Source organism: Pseudolysinimonas yzui (assembly GCF_014653215.1).
GTDB lineage: Bacteria > Actinomycetota > Actinomycetes > Actinomycetales > Microbacteriaceae > Pseudolysinimonas_A > Pseudolysinimonas_A yzui.
The window spans coordinates 1-17277 of record NZ_BNAI01000005.1 but is presented as its reverse complement, the minus strand read 5'-3'; the positions used below and the strand labels follow the sequence as shown (position 1 = coordinate 17277).

Below are 17277 nucleotides of genomic sequence, written 5' to 3'. Positions count from 1 at the left end.
GATGAGCGTCGCCGAGAAACTGCAGCGCAAGGAGATGCGCCAGACGACCAGTCGTCAGGTGCGCCTGAAGCTCGTCTACATCGACGTGTGGTCGCTGGTGAAACTCTCGTTCCTGGTGTGGCTGTGCCTCGGCATCGTGCTCATCGTCGCGAGCGTGCTCATCTGGGTCGTGCTGTTCTCCACCGGCATCTTCGGCGAGCTCGACTTGACCCTGCGCGACATGCTCGGCCAGCCCGAGTTCGCCATCGCCAACAGCTTCGGCATCGGGCAGGTCGTGCTGTTCTCGTTCATCATCGCGGTGCTCAACACGATCGTCGGCACCGCGCTCGGCGCCGTCGGCGGGTTCCTCTACAACCTCAGCGTGCGGTTCACCGGTGGTCTCCTCGTCGGATTCCAGAACTCGTAGAGGCTGATACTCTTTCTCTCGGCCCGGATCCTGCTTCAGATCCAAGCCACTCGGGGATATAGCTCAGGCGGTTAGAGCGCTTCGCTGATAACGAAGAGGTCCGAGGTTCAAGTCCTCGTATCCCCACTCCATCTCGTTGGTCGAGTAGCGACCGCCGGTCGCGTGTCGAGACCCCGGCATGGATGACGGGGCCTTAGCTCAATTGGTAGAGCGCCTGCTTTGCAAGCAGGAGGTCAGGGGTTCGATTCCCCTAGGCTCCACTCACCCGTAGTGCCACGCGAACGGATCGCGGCCGCTCACCTTCAGCGCGACCCCGCCGCCCACGAGCAGCGCGGTGACGGCGAAGCCCGCGATCACGAACGTCCGGTGGTCGCCCAACGCGGCGTCGCAGTAGGAACGTTCGATCGGCGTCCTGGGTTCGAGCGGCGCAGCGAGCGTGCCGCAGTTGGTGAACGTCGTCTGCGAGACGCCGAGGATCTCGACGCGGAGCGCGACGAGCACGAAGACCGCGATGAGGGCCGCGAGCCCCGCGAGCAGGAAGCAGATCGTGCCGAACCCGCGGCGACGGGCCGCTCGCTCGCGCTGAGCCGGAGTCAATCCAGGCGTTCCTTTCGTCAGTGACTACCGACCCTATCGACGCGCATCCCGAGCCAACGCGCCAGGGCGGTGATCTCGGCATCCACGTCGTTGCGCATCTCGGTCGTGAACGGCACGTCCTCGTGGATCGCGTTCACCCGCAGCGCCGCCGCCTTCCGGTCGGCGGAGGCGTCGAGCTTTCCGACCAGCCGGTCGCGGTGCAGGATCGGCAGCGCGAAGTAGCCCCACCGCCGCTTCGCCTTCGGTTTGAACATCTCGAGGGTGAAGTCGAACTCGAAGATGCCCTGGGTGCGGATGCGGTCGTAGACGAGCCGGTCGAAGGGCGAGAGCAGGGCGGTGCGGCCCTCGAAGTCGTCGTCGATCCAGGGCAGCACATCGGGGTGCACGCGCCAGGCGACATCCGAGCCCTCGATCGTCGCGGGCAACCCGGCCGGCCCGACGTCGATGGGTTCGAGCGGCTGCTTCGGGCCCTTCGCGGGCGCGACGCCGAGCGAGCGCAGGCGTCGGTCGTCACGCATCGCGAGAGCCTGGTCTACGGGGATGACGGGAAGCCCCTCGGGGTAGACGCGCTCCGCCAGGTCCCAGGTGCGGGCGCCGCCCTCCTGGCTGGCGATCGCCACCTCGCCGCGCATCATCAGGCACTCGAGCATCTGGGTGACGTTGCGGTTGTTCGTCCAGCCCGACGACGGCCAGGGGTACCGTGCGGTGTCGGGCAGCTCGCGGGCGAGCACCGGGCCGCGGTCGTACAGCTCGCGCAACAGGTCGTCGCGGAACTCGTGGTTGAGTTCGAGCCACTCCCGGGTCTTGGCATACTTCGGCGGCAGCGCGAACTGCGCGAGGAACAGCGCCAGATCCTCCATCGGCCGGATCATGCCGTCGAGTTCCAGCAACGATCGGTCGACCTCGAGTGCCCGCTGCAGGTCGTCGGGCTCGTAGCGCGCCCCGATGCGGCTCCAGAGCACCAGGTCGGCGCTCGGGGCGATGTCGGCGTACGGATACCGCTGGATGACGTTCAGCCCGCGTACGACGTCGACGACACTCGCCGGGCGCGCCGCGTCGAGCAGTTGCGCGCGCACGGCGATGCGGCGGGCCTGAACCCGCGTCAGCCCGATCGGGCTGTGCTCAGAAGTCGTCGTCGTCGCCGATGTCGGCACTGCCCGGATCGCCGAGGTCTTCGATCCAGAGGTCGTCGTCGGCGCGCAGCGTCTGCCAGGCGGCGTAGGCGATGCCGGCGACCGCGACCACGCCGAGACCGAGGAGGATGTACTTACCCGGACCACCCGACTTCGGCGGGGTGACCACACCCGCCTTCTGTCCGGCCTTCGAGATGCGGCGTACGACGTCACGCACGGCCGGGTTCTTCGCGGCTTCCAGCACGGCCAGCGCGGAGCCGATCGTTCCCGAGATCGCGGGCAGCACGTCGTCGGCGAACCGCTCCCGGGCCGTCGAGGCGGCCTCCCGGGCGGCACCGAACCCGTCGCGGGCGGCGCCGAAACCCTCACGAACGCGGGGCCGCACCTCCTCGCGGGCGAAGTTGGCGGCCTGGCGGCGGGCGTCCTTCAGCACGACGGTGGCGTGCTCGATGGCTTCGCGCTGCTCGTCCCAGAGGCGCTCGGCATCCCGCTTGAGGCGATTCAGTTCCCGCTGGCGCTTGCGTGACAGTGCCATGTGATCCTCCGGTCGTCGAAACGAGGTGACGTGAGCCATCCTGCCACGTGCGACTGATTGCGCCGTAGGGCTTGCCTTCACGTGCGCCATGCGAGAATGGCCCAATGCCTGCGCACACTCACGTCGCCACCGTCCACACCACCCTCGGCGACATCCGCATCAACCTGTTCGGCTTCCACGCCCCGGTCACCGTCGACAACTTCGTCGGCCTCGCGACCGGCACCAAGGAGTGGCAGGATCCGGCCACGGGCGAGACCAAGACCACCCCGCTGTACGACGGGGTCATCTTCCACCGCATCATCAAGCAGTTCATGCTGCAGGGCGGCGACCCGCTCGGGAAAGGTATCGGCGGACCCGGCTACAACTTCGACGACGAGATCCACCCCGAGCTGCATTTCACCGACCCCTACCTGCTGGCGATGGCGAACGCCGGAATCCAGGGCGGCCGCGGCACCAACGGATCGCAGTTCTTCATCACGACCGTGCCGACCCCGTGGCTGAACGGCAAGCACACGATCTTCGGTGAGGTCGTCGACGACGAATCGAAGCGCGTCGTCGATGCGATCGAAGCGGTCGACACCGACGGGCGCGACAAGCCCCTGCAGGATGTCGTCATCACCTCGATCTCGGTCGACGCGGTCTAAGCGAGAACCGGACCGGGAGCGCCCCAGGTGACCGACGCGGAGACCTCGCCGGACGTCTGCTACCGGCATCCGACGCGGGAGAGCTGGGTGCTCTGCCAACGCTGCGGTCGCACGATCTGCCCCGAATGCCAGATCCTCTCCCCGACCGGCGTGCTGTGTCCCGAGTGCGTCCGCGAGACGGGCGGCTCGGTGTCGTGGCGTAGCGCCGGAGAGGCGCGGCGTCCTGCGGCGAAAGCGCGACCCGCACGTGCGGCACGGTCGCGACCGGAACGCGCGGCGCTCAGCGGCGGATTCCTGGGCGCCCTCGGGCAGATGCTCCGTCCGGGCAACGAGGTTCCCGTGCTCAGCTGGGGCACCGTCGGCGTCGTCCTGGTGTTCGGGGTCGTCGGGCTGGTCACCGGCGGCCTGCCGTACGTCGTGCTCGTCGCGGCGCCGCCGTTCGCCCTCGAGGCGTGGCGCTACTTCACGGCCGCCTTCGTCTACCCGCCCAACGCCGTCTTCCTCATCTCGATCCTGCTCAGCTCGGTGTTCTTCCTGCTCACCGCGCCGGTCGTCGAACGCAACCTCGGACGCGGCCGGTTCGCGGTGATGCTCCTCGTCGCCGGCGGTGTCGGCAGCGCCGCGATGGTGATCGCGGGTGGCCCCTCGTACGGCCTGTCGGGCTTGCTGTTCGGGATGTTCGGCTCGTACCTGATCTACGTCTGGTCGTACCCGGCGGCCCGGGTGCAGATCCTCGTCATCATCGGCATCAACCTGCTGATCAGCCTCGCGTTCGGCGGATTCTTCCTGCCGCTCATCATCGGCGGCCTGATCGGCGGCGCCGGGATGACGTATCTGTTCCAACGTTACGAGGGGAAGCCCGGTACGCCTCCGCGCACCCCGTACCTGATCGGCGGTGCGGTCGTCGCTGTCTTCATCCTGTTCGCGATCCTGCGGTCCATCGCCTTCTGACGCGACGCTCCGAGCCGGTTCTCCACAGGCTCATCCACAGTGTGGAGAGAATCACACTGGTGTGATTTCGATACGCGTCCGCTTCGCGGGCGCTACTCAATCCAAGAACTCTCAGGTTCTCAGCGCCACCGCGTGGTCATGAAGAAGCCGATGATGAGAAAGCCGAAGCCGATCGCGATGTTGGCCTCGTTGATGCCCGGGATGGGCCACGAACCCTGGCTCAGGTAGTAGACGATGATCCAGGCCAGCCCGAGCAGCATGAAGCCGAACATGATCGGCTTGAACCACACCGGGTTCGGAAGGTTCTCGCGACGGTCGGCGTCAGCGGAATCGGCCTTTCGCGGTGCGGGTGAGGTATTGGGTCGAGCCATGCGGAGCAGTCTAACGGAGGCCGCTCAGAGCACGACGTGGGCGCCAGACCACGCGACGTAGAATCGGGGCATGACGGCGTCAGGCGAGACGATCAGGCGGCCGCGCCGCCGGATCTCGGTCGCCGGCGTGCTCGGCGAGCTGCTGATCACCGCCGGTGCACTCGTGCTGGCCTTTCTCGGCTACCAGGTGTGGCTCGCCGATCTCATCGTCGGCGGCCAGCTCAACAGCGAAGCCAGCGAGCTCGCCGAGGAGTGGGGGGTCGGCTACTCCGACGTGCCCCCCAGCGAGGCCGGTGACCCCACCCAGTCGGAAGACCCACCCGTGCAGACCGCACCCGGGAACGCCATACGCTTCGCAACGCTGATCATCCCGCGCTTCGGCGGCGACTACAACCGTCCGATTGCGGAGGGCGTCGGCACGACGGATGTGCTCAACAAGGGCAACATCGGCCACTACCCGACGACGCAGATGCCCGGGGCTCTCGGCAACTTCGCTCTCGCCTCGCACCGCTCGAGTGGTGGCGGCAACTTCCGCGACCTGCACCAGCTGCGGGTCGGCGATCACATCTACGTCGAGACTCCCGACGGCTGGTACCAGTACTCGTTCCGCAACCTCGAGTACGTGCGACCGAGCGGGGTGGGCGTGCTCAACCCGGTGCCCCAGGTCACCGGGGCGCAGGCGACGGAACGGTACATCACGCTCACCACATGCAACCCGTTCTTCTCGACGGCCGAACGCATCATCGCCTACGGCGTCTACGACTCGTTCTATCCGCGGGCGGGCGGCGTGCCGGCTGAGATCGCATCGAACGTGACGGGAGCAGGCTGATGTATGCAGCGTTGTGGCGCATCCTCCCCGGACCCTGGTGGGTGCGGCTGCTCATCCTGCTGGTCGCGGCGGCCGCGGTTGTGACCGCGCTTGTGCTCTGGGTGTTCCCGGTGATCGACCAGATGGTCGCCCCGCAAGACGTGACGGTGGACGAATGACCCGCGTACTCGTTCTCGACAATTACGACTCGTTCGTCTACACCCTCGACGGCTACCTGCAGCAGCTGGGGGCGTCGACAGAAGTGGTGCGTAATGACTCCTTTGCGCCGGCGGACGCCGCCGCGCGGATCGCCGAGTACGACGCCGTTCTGATCTCACCCGGACCGGGCACTCCTGCCGCCGCGGGCGTGTCGATTCCGGTGGTGCGCGCCGCGCTCGCCGCGGGATCCCCGCTGCTCGGGGTGTGCCTCGGGCATCAGGCGATCGCCGAAGCCCTCGGCGCGACGGTCACCCACGCCGACGAGCTGATGCACGGCAAGACGTCGCTCATCCGGCACGACGACAGCAGTTTCTACACCGGGGTGCCGCAGCCGTTCCGCGCGACCCGGTACCACTCGCTCGCGGTCGTCGACGGCACCGTTCCGGCCGACCTGGAGGTGACGGCGCGCACCGAAGGCGGCGTCATCATGGGCCTCCGGCACCGGTCCGCCCCGATCTTCGGGGTGCAGTTCCACCCGGAATCGGTGCTCACCGAGGGCGGCTACCGCATGCTGGGCAACTGGCTGGCCGGCGCGGGCCTGCCCGAGGCGGCGGAGCGCGCGACCGCGCTCAGCCCCCTCGTCAAGCTGGGTTAGCGCCTTCGGTCGCCGACTCGGCTAGCCCGAGCAGTAGGTGAGCGTCACCGACGACTTCTGCGGCACCTCGCCGATGACCGACTGGCTCACCACGGTCTGGCCGGTGCAGGAGTTGTCGAGCACCAGCTTCACGCCGAGTTGCAGGCTGCCGCTCTTGAGGGTCGCCTGGGCGGTGGTGATGGGCTGACCCTTGAGGTCGGGCACGACGACGAGGCCGTTGGAGACGACCAGATTGATCGTCGAGCCGGCCGGCACCTGCGTCGACGCGGTGACCACTTCGCTGCTGTCTTCGACCATGATTCCCATCACCCCGCCGCTCGGCACGTTCGGCGAGTAGGTGACCGTCGTCGTTCCGTAGACGAGTTCGAGTTCCGCGAGCTTGGCCTTCGCGGCCTCCTGATCCATGAAGACCAGACTCGGCACCTCGACGAGCGGCGCGCCCGACGAGACGACGAGGCGCACCTCCTGGCCGGGCGACACCCGCGTTCCCGCCTCGGGGGTCTGCTCCATGATCTCGCCCTCGGGGATGTTCTCGTCGGAGCGCGTCGTCTGGCTGATCTCCAGTCCGGCCTCCTCGAGGATGTCCGTCCCCTGATCGATATTGATGCCCACGACATCCGGAACATCGACGGCGGCACCGGGCCCGACGATGTTCTGCGATTGCAGCGAGAACACCCAGAAGACGGCGGCGACGAGGATGACGACGAACATCGCGATGCCGCCCCAGATCCAGGCCACCGGGGGGCGGCTCTGGGTGCGCGGCATCCGGTCGTCGTTGTCGTCGTCGGCGAGGCGACGCAGCGCCGCCTCCGACGCGGCACCCGTGCTGGGGTTCACCCCGAACAGCGTCGAGCTGAAGTCGTCGACCGGCACGAGTTGCCGGTCGGGCAGCTTGCCGGCGACCGCGGCTTCGAGGTCGCGCTTGAAGTCACCGGCGCTCTGGAAGCGCTCGAAGCGGTCTTTCGCGAGGGCGTGCATGACGACCGCGTCGAGGGCGGGGGTGACGGCCGAGTTGACGCGACTCGGCGGCGTCGGTGCCTCACTCACGTGCTGGTACGCGGTGGCGACGGCGGTCTCGCCGTGGAACGGCGGCTTGCCGGTCAGCAGCTCGTAGAGCACGACCCCCGTGGAGTACAGGTCGGTGCGGGCATCCACCGCTTCACCGCGAGCCTGCTCGGGCGAGAAGTACTGGGCGGTGCCGAGGATCGCGCTGGTCTGGGCGATCGTCGCCGACGAGTCGGAGATCGCCCGGGCGATGCCGAAGTCCATGACCTTCACCTGGCCGGTCGAGGTGACCATGACATTGCCGGGCTTGATGTCGCGGTGCACGACGCCGGCGCGGTGCGAGTACTCGAGGGCGGTGAGGATGCCGTCCACGATGTGGGAGGCCTGCTCGGCCGACATGGGCCCCTTGGCGACGAGGTCTTTGAGCAGGTGACCCTCGACGTGCTCCATGACGATGAACGGCACCTGCAGCTCGCGACCGGACGAGTCGCGGGCGATCTCCTCGCCGGCGTCGTAGACGCGCACGATCGTGGGATGCGCCATCCGCGCCGCGGCTTGAGCCTCCTGGCGGAACCGGGTGCGGAACGCCGGATCGTTCGCGAGCGACGGTTTCAGCAGCTTGATCGCGACCTTGCGACCGAGGCGGGCGTCGAGGCCGAGGTGCACGTCGGCCATGCCGCCGCGGCCGAGCAGCTCGCCGATCTGATACCGGCCCGCGAGCAGCTGGGGTCCCGCGGAGGTGTCGGTCACGCCAGCCAGTGTAACTTCCCGATGATCACGGTCAGCTGACGATGATGGTGAGTGTTCCCGACGGGTTCGAGGTGATGCCGCCCTCGCAGTGCGCCACGTACGTCACGGTGGTCTCGCCGGGGTCGCCGAGCAGGATCGTCAACGAGGTCTCGCTCGCCGCGACCGGGTTGCCGCCGGGGAACGTTCCGTTGGTCACCGAGAAGTCGTACCCGGTGAGGGCACGGCCTGCCGGGCACCCCGAGTACGACGGGAACGTGATCGTCACGTCGCTTCCCGACAGGTGCGGGCCGAGCGGCGCGCTCGCCGTCGCCGGGGCGGGCGGGTTCTGGAACGGGCCGTACACCCGCACGGTGATGGTGGAGCCCTTGGTGACGTTGCCCGTCGGGTTGAGGCTCGAGACCGTGCCGACCTGCTCGGGGGTCGGCGCCGCCGGACCCTCGGCTTCGTCGACGACGAGGTCCTTCGCGACGAGTTCGTCGCGCACCTCCTCGAACGGCCGACCGACATACTCGTCGGGATCGATGTTCACCCGGTCGCTCGACGGCGTGGTCGTCGGCGTGGGGCTCGAACTCTGGCCGGTGTTCGTCGGGGTGGGGGACTGCCCCGATCCCCCGTTGGGATTCACCAGGAAGATGATGATGATCGCGACGACGGCGACGGCGAGCACCGACACCACCGCGACGAGCGGCCAGGTCCACGGGCTACGGCGACGATCGGCCCGCTGTTCGCCGGTCGTGGGCGGGCCCAGCCCCTCGCCGGAGGGAAGCACGCGGGTGACGGCGCTCGTCGTCGACCCGCCGGTTCCGAGGATGGAGGTGAACGTCGCGTCGCCGCCGGCGATGCTCGGAACGGCGGCCGCGGCGCCTGCGACGTCGCCGCGCCGGAGCGCCTGAGCGGCCCGCGCGAGGTGCGCGGCCGTCTGCGGTCGCTCCGCGGGCTTCTTGGCGATGCTCGCGTACACGAGGTTGCGCACCGGCTGAGCGACCGTGACGGGCAGCTCGGGGGGCTGCTCGTTGATCTGCGCCATCGCGATCGCCACCTGCGACTCCCCGGTGAAGGGGCGCCGGCCGGCGAGCGCTTCGTAGGCGACGATGCCGAGCGAGTAGATGTCGGTCGTCGGTGAGGCGGAGTGACCGCTCGCCTGCTCGGGCGACAGGTACTGCACCGTGCCCATGACCTGTCCGGTGGCGGTGAGCGGCACCTGATCGGCGATGCGGGCGATGCCGAAGTCGGTGATCTTCACCCGGCCGTCGGGCGTGATGAGCAGGTTGCCGGGCTTGATGTCGCGGTGCACGAGGCCCGCGGCGTGGGCGGCCTGCAGGGCGGATGCCGTCTGCGCGACGATGTCGAGCACCTTGTCGGTCGGCAGCACGCGTTCGCGCTCGAGGATCGTCGACAGGGCTTCGCCAGGGACGAGCTCCATCACGAGGAACGCGGAGCCGTCTTCCTCTCCGTAGTCGAAGACGTTCGCGATGCCCTCGTGGTTGACCAGGGCGGCGTGCCGCGCCTCGGCCCGGAAGCGCTCGAGGAAGCCCGGGTCGCCGAGGTATTCGTCCTTGAGGATCTTGATCGCGACGGTGCGTCCGATGACGAGGTCGGTCGCCTGCCACACCTCACCCATGCCGCCGATCGCGACGCGGGAGGAGAGCTGATACCGGCCACCGAAGGTGAGCCCGCTCGTGGGTCTCATCTGCTCAGCACCGCCTCCATGACTGATCTGGCGATCGGCGCCGCCAGAAGGTTGCCGAACCCCGTCCGCCGATCCTCGAGAACCACCGCGACGGCGACTCGAGGGTCGTTCGCCGGAGCGAATCCCGTGAACCAGAGCGTGTAGGGCTCGCCCTGGCCGTTCTCGGCGGTTCCGGTCTTCCCAGCGACCTCGACCCCACTGATTCTTGCATTGTTGGCGACGCCGTTCGACACGCCGGCGACCATCATCTGCGTCATCAGTGCGGCGTTCTGCGCGCTCAGCGGCGTCGAGTACACCTGCGGCTCGAGCGACTCCAGCACCGACAGGTCGGGGGCCACGATGCTCTCCACGAGCGTCGGCTGCATGAGGGTGCCGCCGTTGGCGATCGCGGCCGACACCATCGCCATCTGCAGCGGCGAGGCCCGCACGCTCGCCTGGCCGAACCCGGTGAGCCAGGTCTCGGCTTCGCTCTCGGTCGGCGGGTACTGGCTCGGCTCGCTCGGCATCGGGATGTCGAAGGACGAGCCGAACCCGAACTCCTCGGCCTGCTCGCGGATGACGTCGTCGCCGAGGGCCCCCGCGAGCTGGGCGAACGGGATGTTGCACGACAGCCGAAGGGCGGTGGCGATCGAGGCCTCGCCGCCCCCGCCGCAGTTGCTGTCGGCGGAGTTGGTGATCGGCGTCGTCGTTCCCGGCAGGTCGATCGAGGTCGGATTGGGGAAGGTGCTGTCGGGCGTGTACTGGCCGCTCTCCAGGGCCGCCGCCGCGACGACGAGCTTGAAGGTCGACCCGGGCGGGTTGAGGTCACCCGCGATCCCGCGGTCGATCAACGGGTCGCCCGGGTCGGCGAGCAGGGCCTCGTAGCTGCTCTGAACCTGGTCGGGATCGTGCACGGCGAGCGAATTCGGGTCGTAGCTGGGCTTCGAGACGAGAGCGAGGATGGCGCCGGTCTTCGGGTCGATCGCGACGACGGCACCGGTGTTGTCGCCGAGGGCATCCCAGGCGGCCTGCTGCACGACCGGGTCGATCGTCAGCTCGACCGACGCCCCCTGCGGGTCGCGCCCGGTGAGGATCGCGTTGAGCCGATCGAGGAACTGCGCATCGGAGTTGCCGGTGAGGAACGAGTTGAGCTCGGACTCGAGCCCGCCGGCCGAGGGCTGAACGCTGAAGTATCCGGTGACGGTCGAGTAGATCGGCCCGGCCGGGTACACCCGCTGGTAGTTGTAGCGGTCGTCGACGGGTTCCGAGTAGGCGATCGGCTGCCCGTCGACGAGGATCTGGCCGCGCTCGGTCTGGAAGCTCGCGTAGATCGAGCGCGCGTTGCGCCCGTCGGCCTGCAGGTTGCCCTGCTGGAAGAACTGGATGACCGTCGTCGAGACGAACAGGGCGAGGAACATCAGCAGCACGAACGTGCTGACGCGGCGGAGTTGGGTGTTCATGCGCTGTCGATCACCAACCGGGGTTGCGCGCGAACCGAGTCGGAGAGACGCACCAGCAGCGCGACGATGACCCAGTTGGCGACGAGCGACGATCCTCCGGCGGCGAGGAACGGCGTGGTGAGTCCGGTGAGCGGGATGACCCGGGTCACGCCGCCGGCGACGATGAACACCTGCAGCGCGACGACGAAGCCGAGGCCGACGCCGAGCAGCCGGCCGAAGTCATCCTGCCCGGCGAAGGCGAGGTGGAACCCGCGCGAGACGAACACCATGTACAGCACGAAGATCGCGAACAGCCCGATCAGGCCGAGCTCCTCGCCGAGGCTCGCGATGATGAAGTCGCTTTCGGCGAGCGGGGTGATGTCGGGGTTGCCACGGCCGAGGCCGGTGCCGGGAAGACCGCCGTCGGCGAGCCCGAACAGCCCGTTGGCGAGCTGGAAGCTTCCGCCGCCCTGGTCGTACAGGTCGCTGTCGAACGTGTTCAGCCAGCTGTAGAACCGCCCGCCGACGTATTCGAGGCTGCGCGCGGCGATCCAGGCGCCGCCGACGAACAGCACGGCGCCGAGCACGACCCAGCTCGGCCGGCCGGTGGCGACGTAGATCATCACCAGGAACAGCCCGAAGTAGAGCAGACCGCTGCCGAGGTCGCGCTGGAACACGATGACCGCCATCGACAGCACCCAGACGATGAGGATGGGTCCGAGGTCGCGCACGCGCGGGAAGGTGAAACCGAGGATGCGGCGGCCGACGATGCTCAGCGAGTCACGGGCGGTGACCAGGTAGCCGGCGAAGAAGACCGCGAGGGCGATCTTCGCGATCTCGCCGGGCTGGAATGAGGCGACGCCTAAGTTGACCCAGGCGCGTGCGCCGTTGACGCTGAGGCCGATGACCGGAAGGAAGGGCAGCACGAGCAACGCGATCGCCACGAAGCCGGCGACGTAGCGGTAGCGCTGCAGCACCCGGTGGTTGCGGATCACGATCAGCACCGCCGCGGCGGCGAGCACCGCCATCGCCGACCAGACGACCTGCCGCACCCCGAAGGCATCCCAGCCGGTGAGTCCGTTCGCGATGTCGAGCCGCGTGATCTCGGCGATGCCGATGAGGTTGAGCAGCGTCGCGATCGGTACCAGGAACGGGTCGGCGTCGGGGGCGACGACGCGCATCGCCCCGTGCACGGCGAGGATGAGCACCGACAACCCGATCGCCAGCCCCAGGACTCCCGGCTCGACGCGACCGAGCGCTCCCAGCTCGGCGAGGACGAGGGCGCTCAGCCCGATCGCGATCGCGAACAGCAGCAGCCCCAGTTCGAGGTTGCGTCGGCGTGACGGGGTGCGCAGCCGGATGCGGATGCTCCCGGTGAAGGCGGGCCCCGCGTTCGCGTCGATCGGCGGGCTCGCGGTCACGGCGCTCACGGGACGGCGCTCGATTCCGCCGCCGAGTCGACCAACCGGCTGAGGCGGTCGAGGATGTCGTGGGCGTCGCGCAGGTCGTCGGCGTTGATCGTCGCCTCGACCTGCCGTCGCTCGAAGGTGGGCAGGTCGTCGACCCGCACTTCGGAGCTCTGCTCGATGTGGGAGAGCGAGATCGGCCCGATGTTCTGCTGAACGCCCTGGAAGATCGCGACCGTGCCATCCTCGGCGACCCCGACGTAGTAGTGGGTCTGGGTCCACTGGTACGCGAGCACGACGGCGGTGACGATCGCGGCGATGGCGACCGCGACGACGACGAGCCAGGTGATGCGACGGCGTCGCGCACGGCGGCGGTCTTCTTCGATGAGCTGCTCGAGGAACTCCTCGCGCTCGGGTTCGAAGTGGGTGTCTTCCGGTGGGGTCGACTTCAGCGGATGCAGCAACAGGGTGGGCAGCCGGATGGGGCGCCGCTCGTCTTCGGCGCCGTCGAACATGAGCGGGGCCGACGCCGAGCCGACGAAGCCCGCCGGTTCGGAGACGGCGACCACGTCACCTGCGTCGATGTCGGCGATGACGACCGTGACGTTGTCGGGGGCGCCGTGATCGAGGCTCTCCTTGACCATGCGATCGGCGGCGGTCTGCGGGGAGCGCACCGAGGCGAGGATCGCGGCGAGCTTGTCTTCCGACACGTAACTCGACAGGCCGTCGGAGCACAGCAGCCACCGGTCGCCCGGCCGGGTGTCGAGGATCTTGGTGTCGATCTCGGGAGTGGCGTCGACATCCCCGAGCACCCGCATGAGCACCGAGCGACGCGGGTGCACGGCGGCCTCCTCGGCGGTGATGCGTCCGGAGTCGACGAGGCGCTGCACGAAGGTGTGGTCGGCCGTGACCTGCTCGAGTTCGCCGTCGCGGAACCGGTAGATGCGGGAGTCGCCGATGTGGGCGAGCACGACCTCGTCGCCGACCCGCAGGATGCCCGAGACGGTCGTGCCCATCCCGGTGAGTTCGCTGTGCTCGAAGACCGTCTCGGCGAGCAGCGAGTTCGCGGCGATCATCGCCGAGCGCAGGGCCGATTCGGCGTCGACCGCGGCCGCGTAGTCCTCGTCGGCTTCCGCGACGCGTTTCGTGGCGATCGCCGACGCGACGTCTCCGCCCGCGTGGCCGCCCATCCCGTCGGCGACGAGGAAGAGGTGGCGCCCGGCATACCCGGAGTCCTGGTTGTTCGACCGGATCTTGCCGACATGCGAGACGGCCGCGCTGAGCGGAGTGAACGTCACGCGCCTACCGCCGCAGCTCGAAGGTCGTCGTGCCGATCGTCACCGGCGTGCCCGGCAGCACCGCCGTCGGCTGGGTCACGCGGGTGCCGTCGAGGAACGTGCCGTTCGTGGAGTCCAGATCCTGGATGACCCAGTTCTGGTCCCACAGCATGAGCCGGGCGTGGTGGGTCGAGGTGTAGTCGTCGCGGATGACGAGCCCCGACTCGCTCGAGCGACCGATCGTCAACTGCTCGGGCGGGAGGTCGATCTCGACGCCCTCGCGGGGCCCGGAGGTGATGACCAGGCGGGTCGGGGTGGCCGCGGTGGCCGCCGGGTCGGCACGGACGACCGGCTCGGTGACGGGAGCAGGGGCGGATGCCGTGGGCTTCGCCGTCGGCATCGCGTCCAGCGGCAGCGGCGCGGGAGCGACCATCCGCCGGGCGCGTTGCCCGAACAGGTCGGAGCGCAGCGAGTAGATGACGAAGAACACGAAACCCCACAGCAGCAGCAGGAACGCCAGCTGCAGCACGAGAAGGGTGAGTTCGCTCATCGCCGGCCCTACCGCAGATCCGCGAACTGGTCGACGTCGGCCGCCTGTGCGAGCACCCGGAACACAATGCGGGTGCGCCCGATCTCGATCACCGAATCCGGAGGCAGCGGCGCCTTCGTGAGGGGCTGACCGTTGAGCTTTGACCCGTTCGTCGAGCCGAGGTCGTTCACCTGGCCGCGGGTGCCATCCCAGAGGATCTCGACATGCTTGCGTGAGGTGCCCGTGTCATCCACCGTGATGTCGGCTTCGCTGCCGCGCCCGATCACGGTGCGCGCCTTCTTCAGCGGGTAGCGCTTGCCGCCGATGTCGAGCACCGGGTTCCACGCGATCGCGCCCTTCACATTGTGGGAGTCGATGCGCACGGTGCCTTCGGTGATCGCGGGGTCGTGCTGCAACTCGATCGAGATGCCGCCGGCGAACGAGTACCGCTGAGCCGTGGCGTGCTGCTGCACGAGCTGGGTGAACTCGTCGATGAGTGCCGGGCCGAGATTCACCATGCGCTCGAAGTCGCCCTTCGCGAGCCGCACCACGAAACGATTGGGAACGAGGATGCGGTCGCGCGCGACAACCGCAGCCTTGGTGTCGAGTTCGCGCCGCAACGCTGCGGTCACCTCGAGGGGCTGCAGACCGCTCTTGAAGGCCTTCGCGAACGCGCCGTTGACGACACGTTCGAGCCCCTTCTCGAAGCTGTCGAGGATCCCCACGCGGCTCCTTCGGATGCAAACGGCACCCCGAGCGGGGGCCGGTACGGTCATTCGATGTTAGTCGGCGGGGCCTCGGAACCGGATGAGAGGCTCGAGGGGTCTCGAACCGGGCGCATCGTGATACCGTTACCGTCGCGCGCGAGTGGCGGAATTGGCAGACGCGCTGGCTTCAGGTGCCAGTACTCGCAAGGGTGTGGGGGTTCAAGTCCCCCCTCGCGCACACTGTCCTGTCTCAGGACATCGGAAACCCTCGAACCCTCGGGTTCGGGGGTTTCTTGTTGTGCGGGGCTGGTAGCCGCGGTCGAGGTCGATGGTGAGCTCGCGGAGGAGTTCGCCGGTGGCGGCGTTGATGATCGTGATGGCGGGGTCGTTGGCGAGGATCAGGAAGTGGGTTCGGGCGTGGGTTCGGGCGATGCCGATGTTGCGGAGTTTGTCGTGGATGCGCTGGGTAACGGTGCCGGTTTCTGTCGATCAGTCCCGGCGCAGTCGGGTGTGGTTGTCGTGGTGTCGGCGGCCGGCGTCGGGGCGGCCTTCGGCAGGGCATGGGAGCGGGCGGCCGGGGTGGCGTGGCGCGGCAGGGACCGGTCAGGTCTGCGGTGGGTGTGCTCGTCGGCGAAGTCATCGAGCAGCCGTCAGGATCCCGGCGTTGGTGCCGTCGGCGAGGGGTAGTGGGTGAAGTCGGATGCCAGCACGCGTTGGGCAGGTCGGCCTCGAACTTGAGGAAGGAGGACATCGGCCCCTACTTCGGCTCGGGCTCGACCAGGCCGGCGCGCTTCAAGGTGCACCAGATCGTCGATGCCGAGACCGTGACTTGGTGGCGATGCGGTAGGTGCCAGCTGATTGTGTGCGCCGGCGTCGAGCCCTTTCGCGGGGAGCCGGTGCCGTCGCTCCAGGATGAGTTCGACCGTCTCCGCAGGGAGGGCGTTCGGGCTGACCCGTGGCGCCGAGAGTGTGGCTGGAACGCTGCGTCACCCTCGCGGCGCCACCTCGACAGCAGCTTCGAAGCCCACCCCTTCGAGACCCCATAGCGCGTCTCCGCTCCAAAACCCCTAATCAGGAACAAGGCTTTTTCTTGGGCTGCATTCTCGAAGGGCTGAGCGCCGTTCGCGTGCTGAGCGCCGTCCATCGTCCCGATATCGTCCCGGTCCAATGACGAGGCCACCCGAGGGATGCCGGATCGGTCTCACGTCACGGCGCCGCCACGCTCGGCGTCACCGACACGGGCGACCTGCTCGCCGACCGCATCCAGTCGGATGTCGCAGCGAAGATCGCCGGAATCGCCGCGATCGCCCCGACCGACGACGCCGGGCGGGTACGGATGACGTTCCTCTACCCGCGCGGCGGCTCCGGCATCTACTACCTCTTCGGCGAAGAGTCAGGGCCACCGACCTCATCGAGGGCTTGGGCGGTGTGGATGTCGCCGGCCAGATCGGCTGTTGGCGAGGGCTGAATTGCCCCCCAGCAACTGCGGGCGGTGCTCCTCAACCCGCGAGCGATGGGTCGTAGCGACGCGGAGGGAACGTGCGCAACACGAGTGCGCGGAGTGACTCGAGGTCGCCCGCGACGAAACCTTGCGCACGCGCTTGCACCAGCACGTTGCCGATCGCTGTCGCCTCGACCGGCCCCGCGAGCACGGGCAGCCCGGTCGCATTCGCGGTGAGCTGGCAGAGCAGCTCGTTCTGCGATCCGCCGCCGACGAGGTGGATGACGTCGACCCGGTGGCCACTTAGCGCTGAGGCATCCCGAATCGACCGCGCGTAGGCAGCGGCGAGCGACTCCAGGATGCTGCGCACCACTGCGGGGCGGGAGGCCGGCGCCGGCAGGTCGTGGGCGGTGAGCCACGCGGCGATACGGGCGGGCATGTCGCCGGGGGCGAGGAAGGTGTCGTCGTCGGCGTCGAAGAGGGAAACCGCCGCGGTCACCGCGGACGCCTGCTCGAGCAGGGTCGGCAGCGACACCGCCGAGCCGTCGCGCTCCCAGTCGCGGATGCATTCGGTGAGCAGCCACAGGCCCATGACGTTGTGCAGGTAGCGCACCCGCCCGTCGACGCCGCCCTCGTTGGTGAAGTTCGCGGCGCGGCTCGCCTCGGTCAGCACCGGCTTCTCGAGTTCGACGCCGACGAGCGACCAGGTTCCGCACGAGATGTAGGCGTAGTGGGCGTCGGTCGCCGGGATGGCGACGATCGCCGACGCGGTGTCGTGCGTGCCGACCGCGGTCA

18 protein-coding genes and 3 tRNA genes are annotated in these 17277 nt (G+C 68.6%); 9 read left to right on the top strand and 12 right to left on the bottom strand.

The window, feature by feature from the left end:
• Position 1: 1 nt before the first annotated feature.
• From IE173_RS11515 to IE173_RS11505, 3 genes are all read left to right on the top strand, one after another.
• A complete protein-coding gene (locus IE173_RS11515; RefSeq protein WP_191283645.1) occupies positions 2 to 406 on the top strand; it encodes a DUF3566 domain-containing protein in 405 nt (134 codons plus the stop codon).
• A 52-nt stretch (positions 407 to 458) separates the two neighbouring features.
• Positions 459 to 532 (top strand) — tRNA-Ile (locus IE173_RS11510).
• A gap of 61 nt (positions 533 to 593) precedes the next feature.
• A tRNA-Ala gene (locus tag IE173_RS11505) sits at positions 594 to 666 on the top strand.
• A 1-nt stretch (position 667) separates the two neighbouring features.
• On the opposite strand, the gene IE173_RS11500 is transcribed toward IE173_RS11505, so the two are convergent.
• From IE173_RS11500 to IE173_RS11490, 3 genes are read right to left on the bottom strand one after another with little or no spacing between them, the layout of a single operon-like run.
• Entirely contained in the window at positions 668 to 1003 is a 336-nt protein-coding gene (locus IE173_RS11500) for a hypothetical protein (protein ID WP_191283644.1), read from the bottom strand.
• Positions 1004 to 1020: 17 nt separating this feature from the next.
• Positions 1021 to 2157 carry a DNA glycosylase AlkZ-like family protein gene (locus IE173_RS11495; RefSeq protein WP_229842065.1) on the bottom strand — a complete coding sequence of 379 codons (1137 nt, stop codon included), beginning with the start codon at positions 2155 to 2157 and terminating at the stop codon, positions 1021 to 1023.
• A complete protein-coding gene (locus IE173_RS11490) occupies positions 2126 to 2671 on the bottom strand; it encodes a hypothetical protein (protein WP_191283643.1) in 546 nt (181 codons plus the stop codon). The genes IE173_RS11495 and IE173_RS11490 overlap by 32 nt, the downstream gene beginning before the upstream one ends.
• A 104-nt stretch (positions 2672 to 2775) precedes the next feature.
• On the opposite strand from IE173_RS11490, the gene IE173_RS11485 reads away from it, so the two are divergent.
• Together IE173_RS11485 and IE173_RS11480 are read left to right on the top strand one after the other, a co-directional pair.
• Positions 2776 to 3315: a peptidylprolyl isomerase gene (locus IE173_RS11485; RefSeq protein ID WP_191283642.1), complete on the top strand. Its 540-nt coding sequence runs from the start codon at positions 2776 to 2778 to the stop codon at positions 3313 to 3315.
• Positions 3316 to 3342: 27 nt separating this feature from the next.
• On the top strand, positions 3343 to 4266 hold the full coding sequence (locus IE173_RS11480; protein WP_191283641.1) for a rhomboid family intramembrane serine protease: 924 nt from the start codon (positions 3343 to 3345) through the stop codon (positions 4264 to 4266).
• A 119-nt stretch (positions 4267 to 4385) separates the two neighbouring features.
• On the opposite strand, the gene IE173_RS11475 is transcribed toward IE173_RS11480, so the two are convergent.
• A complete protein-coding gene (locus IE173_RS11475; protein WP_191283640.1) occupies positions 4386 to 4637 on the bottom strand; it encodes a cell division protein CrgA in 252 nt (83 codons plus the stop codon).
• Positions 4638 to 4707: 70 nt separating this feature from the next.
• Between IE173_RS11475 and IE173_RS11470 the strand changes: the two genes are divergently transcribed.
• From IE173_RS11470 to IE173_RS11460, 3 genes are read left to right on the top strand one after another with little or no spacing between them, the layout of a single operon-like run.
• Entirely contained in the window at positions 4708 to 5466 is a 759-nt protein-coding gene (locus tag IE173_RS11470) for a class E sortase (RefSeq protein WP_191283639.1), read from the top strand.
• The gene (locus tag IE173_RS11465; protein WP_191283638.1) at positions 5466 to 5624 is read left to right on the top strand and encodes a hypothetical protein; all 159 of its coding nucleotides are present in this window, start codon (positions 5466 to 5468) and stop codon (positions 5622 to 5624) included. The genes IE173_RS11470 and IE173_RS11465 overlap by 1 nt, the downstream gene beginning before the upstream one ends.
• On the top strand, positions 5621 to 6259 hold the full coding sequence (locus IE173_RS11460; RefSeq protein ID WP_191283637.1) for an anthranilate synthase component II: 639 nt from the start codon (positions 5621 to 5623) through the stop codon (positions 6257 to 6259). Before IE173_RS11465 ends, IE173_RS11460 begins: the two co-directional genes overlap by 4 nt.
• Positions 6260 to 6280: 21 nt before the next feature.
• On the opposite strand, the gene pknB is transcribed toward IE173_RS11460, so the two are convergent.
• The 7 genes from pknB to IE173_RS11425 are packed head-to-tail and all read right to left on the bottom strand — an operon-like array spanning position 6281 to position 15059.
• Positions 6281 to 8014, bottom strand: a complete 1734-nt coding sequence (gene pknB / locus IE173_RS11455; protein ID WP_191283636.1) for a Stk1 family PASTA domain-containing Ser/Thr kinase — start codon at positions 8012 to 8014, stop codon at positions 6281 to 6283.
• Positions 8015 to 8045: 31 nt separating this feature from the next.
• On the bottom strand, positions 8046 to 9704 hold the full coding sequence (locus IE173_RS11450) for a serine/threonine-protein kinase (RefSeq protein WP_191283635.1): 1659 nt from the start codon (positions 9702 to 9704) through the stop codon (positions 8046 to 8048).
• Positions 9701 to 11143: a peptidoglycan D,D-transpeptidase FtsI family protein gene (locus IE173_RS11445; RefSeq protein WP_191283634.1), complete on the bottom strand. Its 1443-nt coding sequence runs from the start codon at positions 11141 to 11143 to the stop codon at positions 9701 to 9703. The genes IE173_RS11450 and IE173_RS11445 overlap by 4 nt, the downstream gene beginning before the upstream one ends.
• Positions 11140 to 12543 carry an FtsW/RodA/SpoVE family cell cycle protein gene (locus tag IE173_RS11440; RefSeq protein WP_373298473.1) on the bottom strand — a complete coding sequence of 468 codons (1404 nt, stop codon included), beginning with the start codon at positions 12541 to 12543 and terminating at the stop codon, positions 11140 to 11142. Before IE173_RS11440 ends, IE173_RS11445 begins: the two co-directional genes overlap by 4 nt.
• 5 nt (positions 12544 to 12548) lie before the next feature.
• Positions 12549 to 13826, bottom strand: a complete 1278-nt coding sequence (locus IE173_RS11435; RefSeq protein ID WP_191283633.1) for a PP2C family serine/threonine-protein phosphatase — start codon at positions 13824 to 13826, stop codon at positions 12549 to 12551.
• Between the two features lie 4 nt (positions 13827 to 13830).
• Positions 13831 to 14355: an FHA domain-containing protein FhaB/FipA gene (locus IE173_RS11430; RefSeq protein ID WP_191283632.1), complete on the bottom strand. Its 525-nt coding sequence runs from the start codon at positions 14353 to 14355 to the stop codon at positions 13831 to 13833.
• 8 nt (positions 14356 to 14363) lie between these two features.
• The gene (locus IE173_RS11425) at positions 14364 to 15059 is read right to left on the bottom strand and encodes an FhaA domain-containing protein (RefSeq protein WP_191283631.1); all 696 of its coding nucleotides are present in this window, start codon (positions 15057 to 15059) and stop codon (positions 14364 to 14366) included.
• A gap of 136 nt (positions 15060 to 15195) precedes the next feature.
• Here IE173_RS11425 and IE173_RS11420 point away from each other — a divergent pair.
• Positions 15196 to 15279: transfer RNA gene (locus IE173_RS11420), tRNA-Leu, on the top strand.
• A 1261-nt stretch (positions 15280 to 16540) separates the two neighbouring features.
• Here IE173_RS11420 and IE173_RS11415 read toward each other — a convergent pair.
• Positions 16541 to 17277 (bottom strand): FGGY-family carbohydrate kinase (locus IE173_RS11415; protein WP_268248914.1); only part of this gene is annotated, 737 nt, incomplete at its 5' end.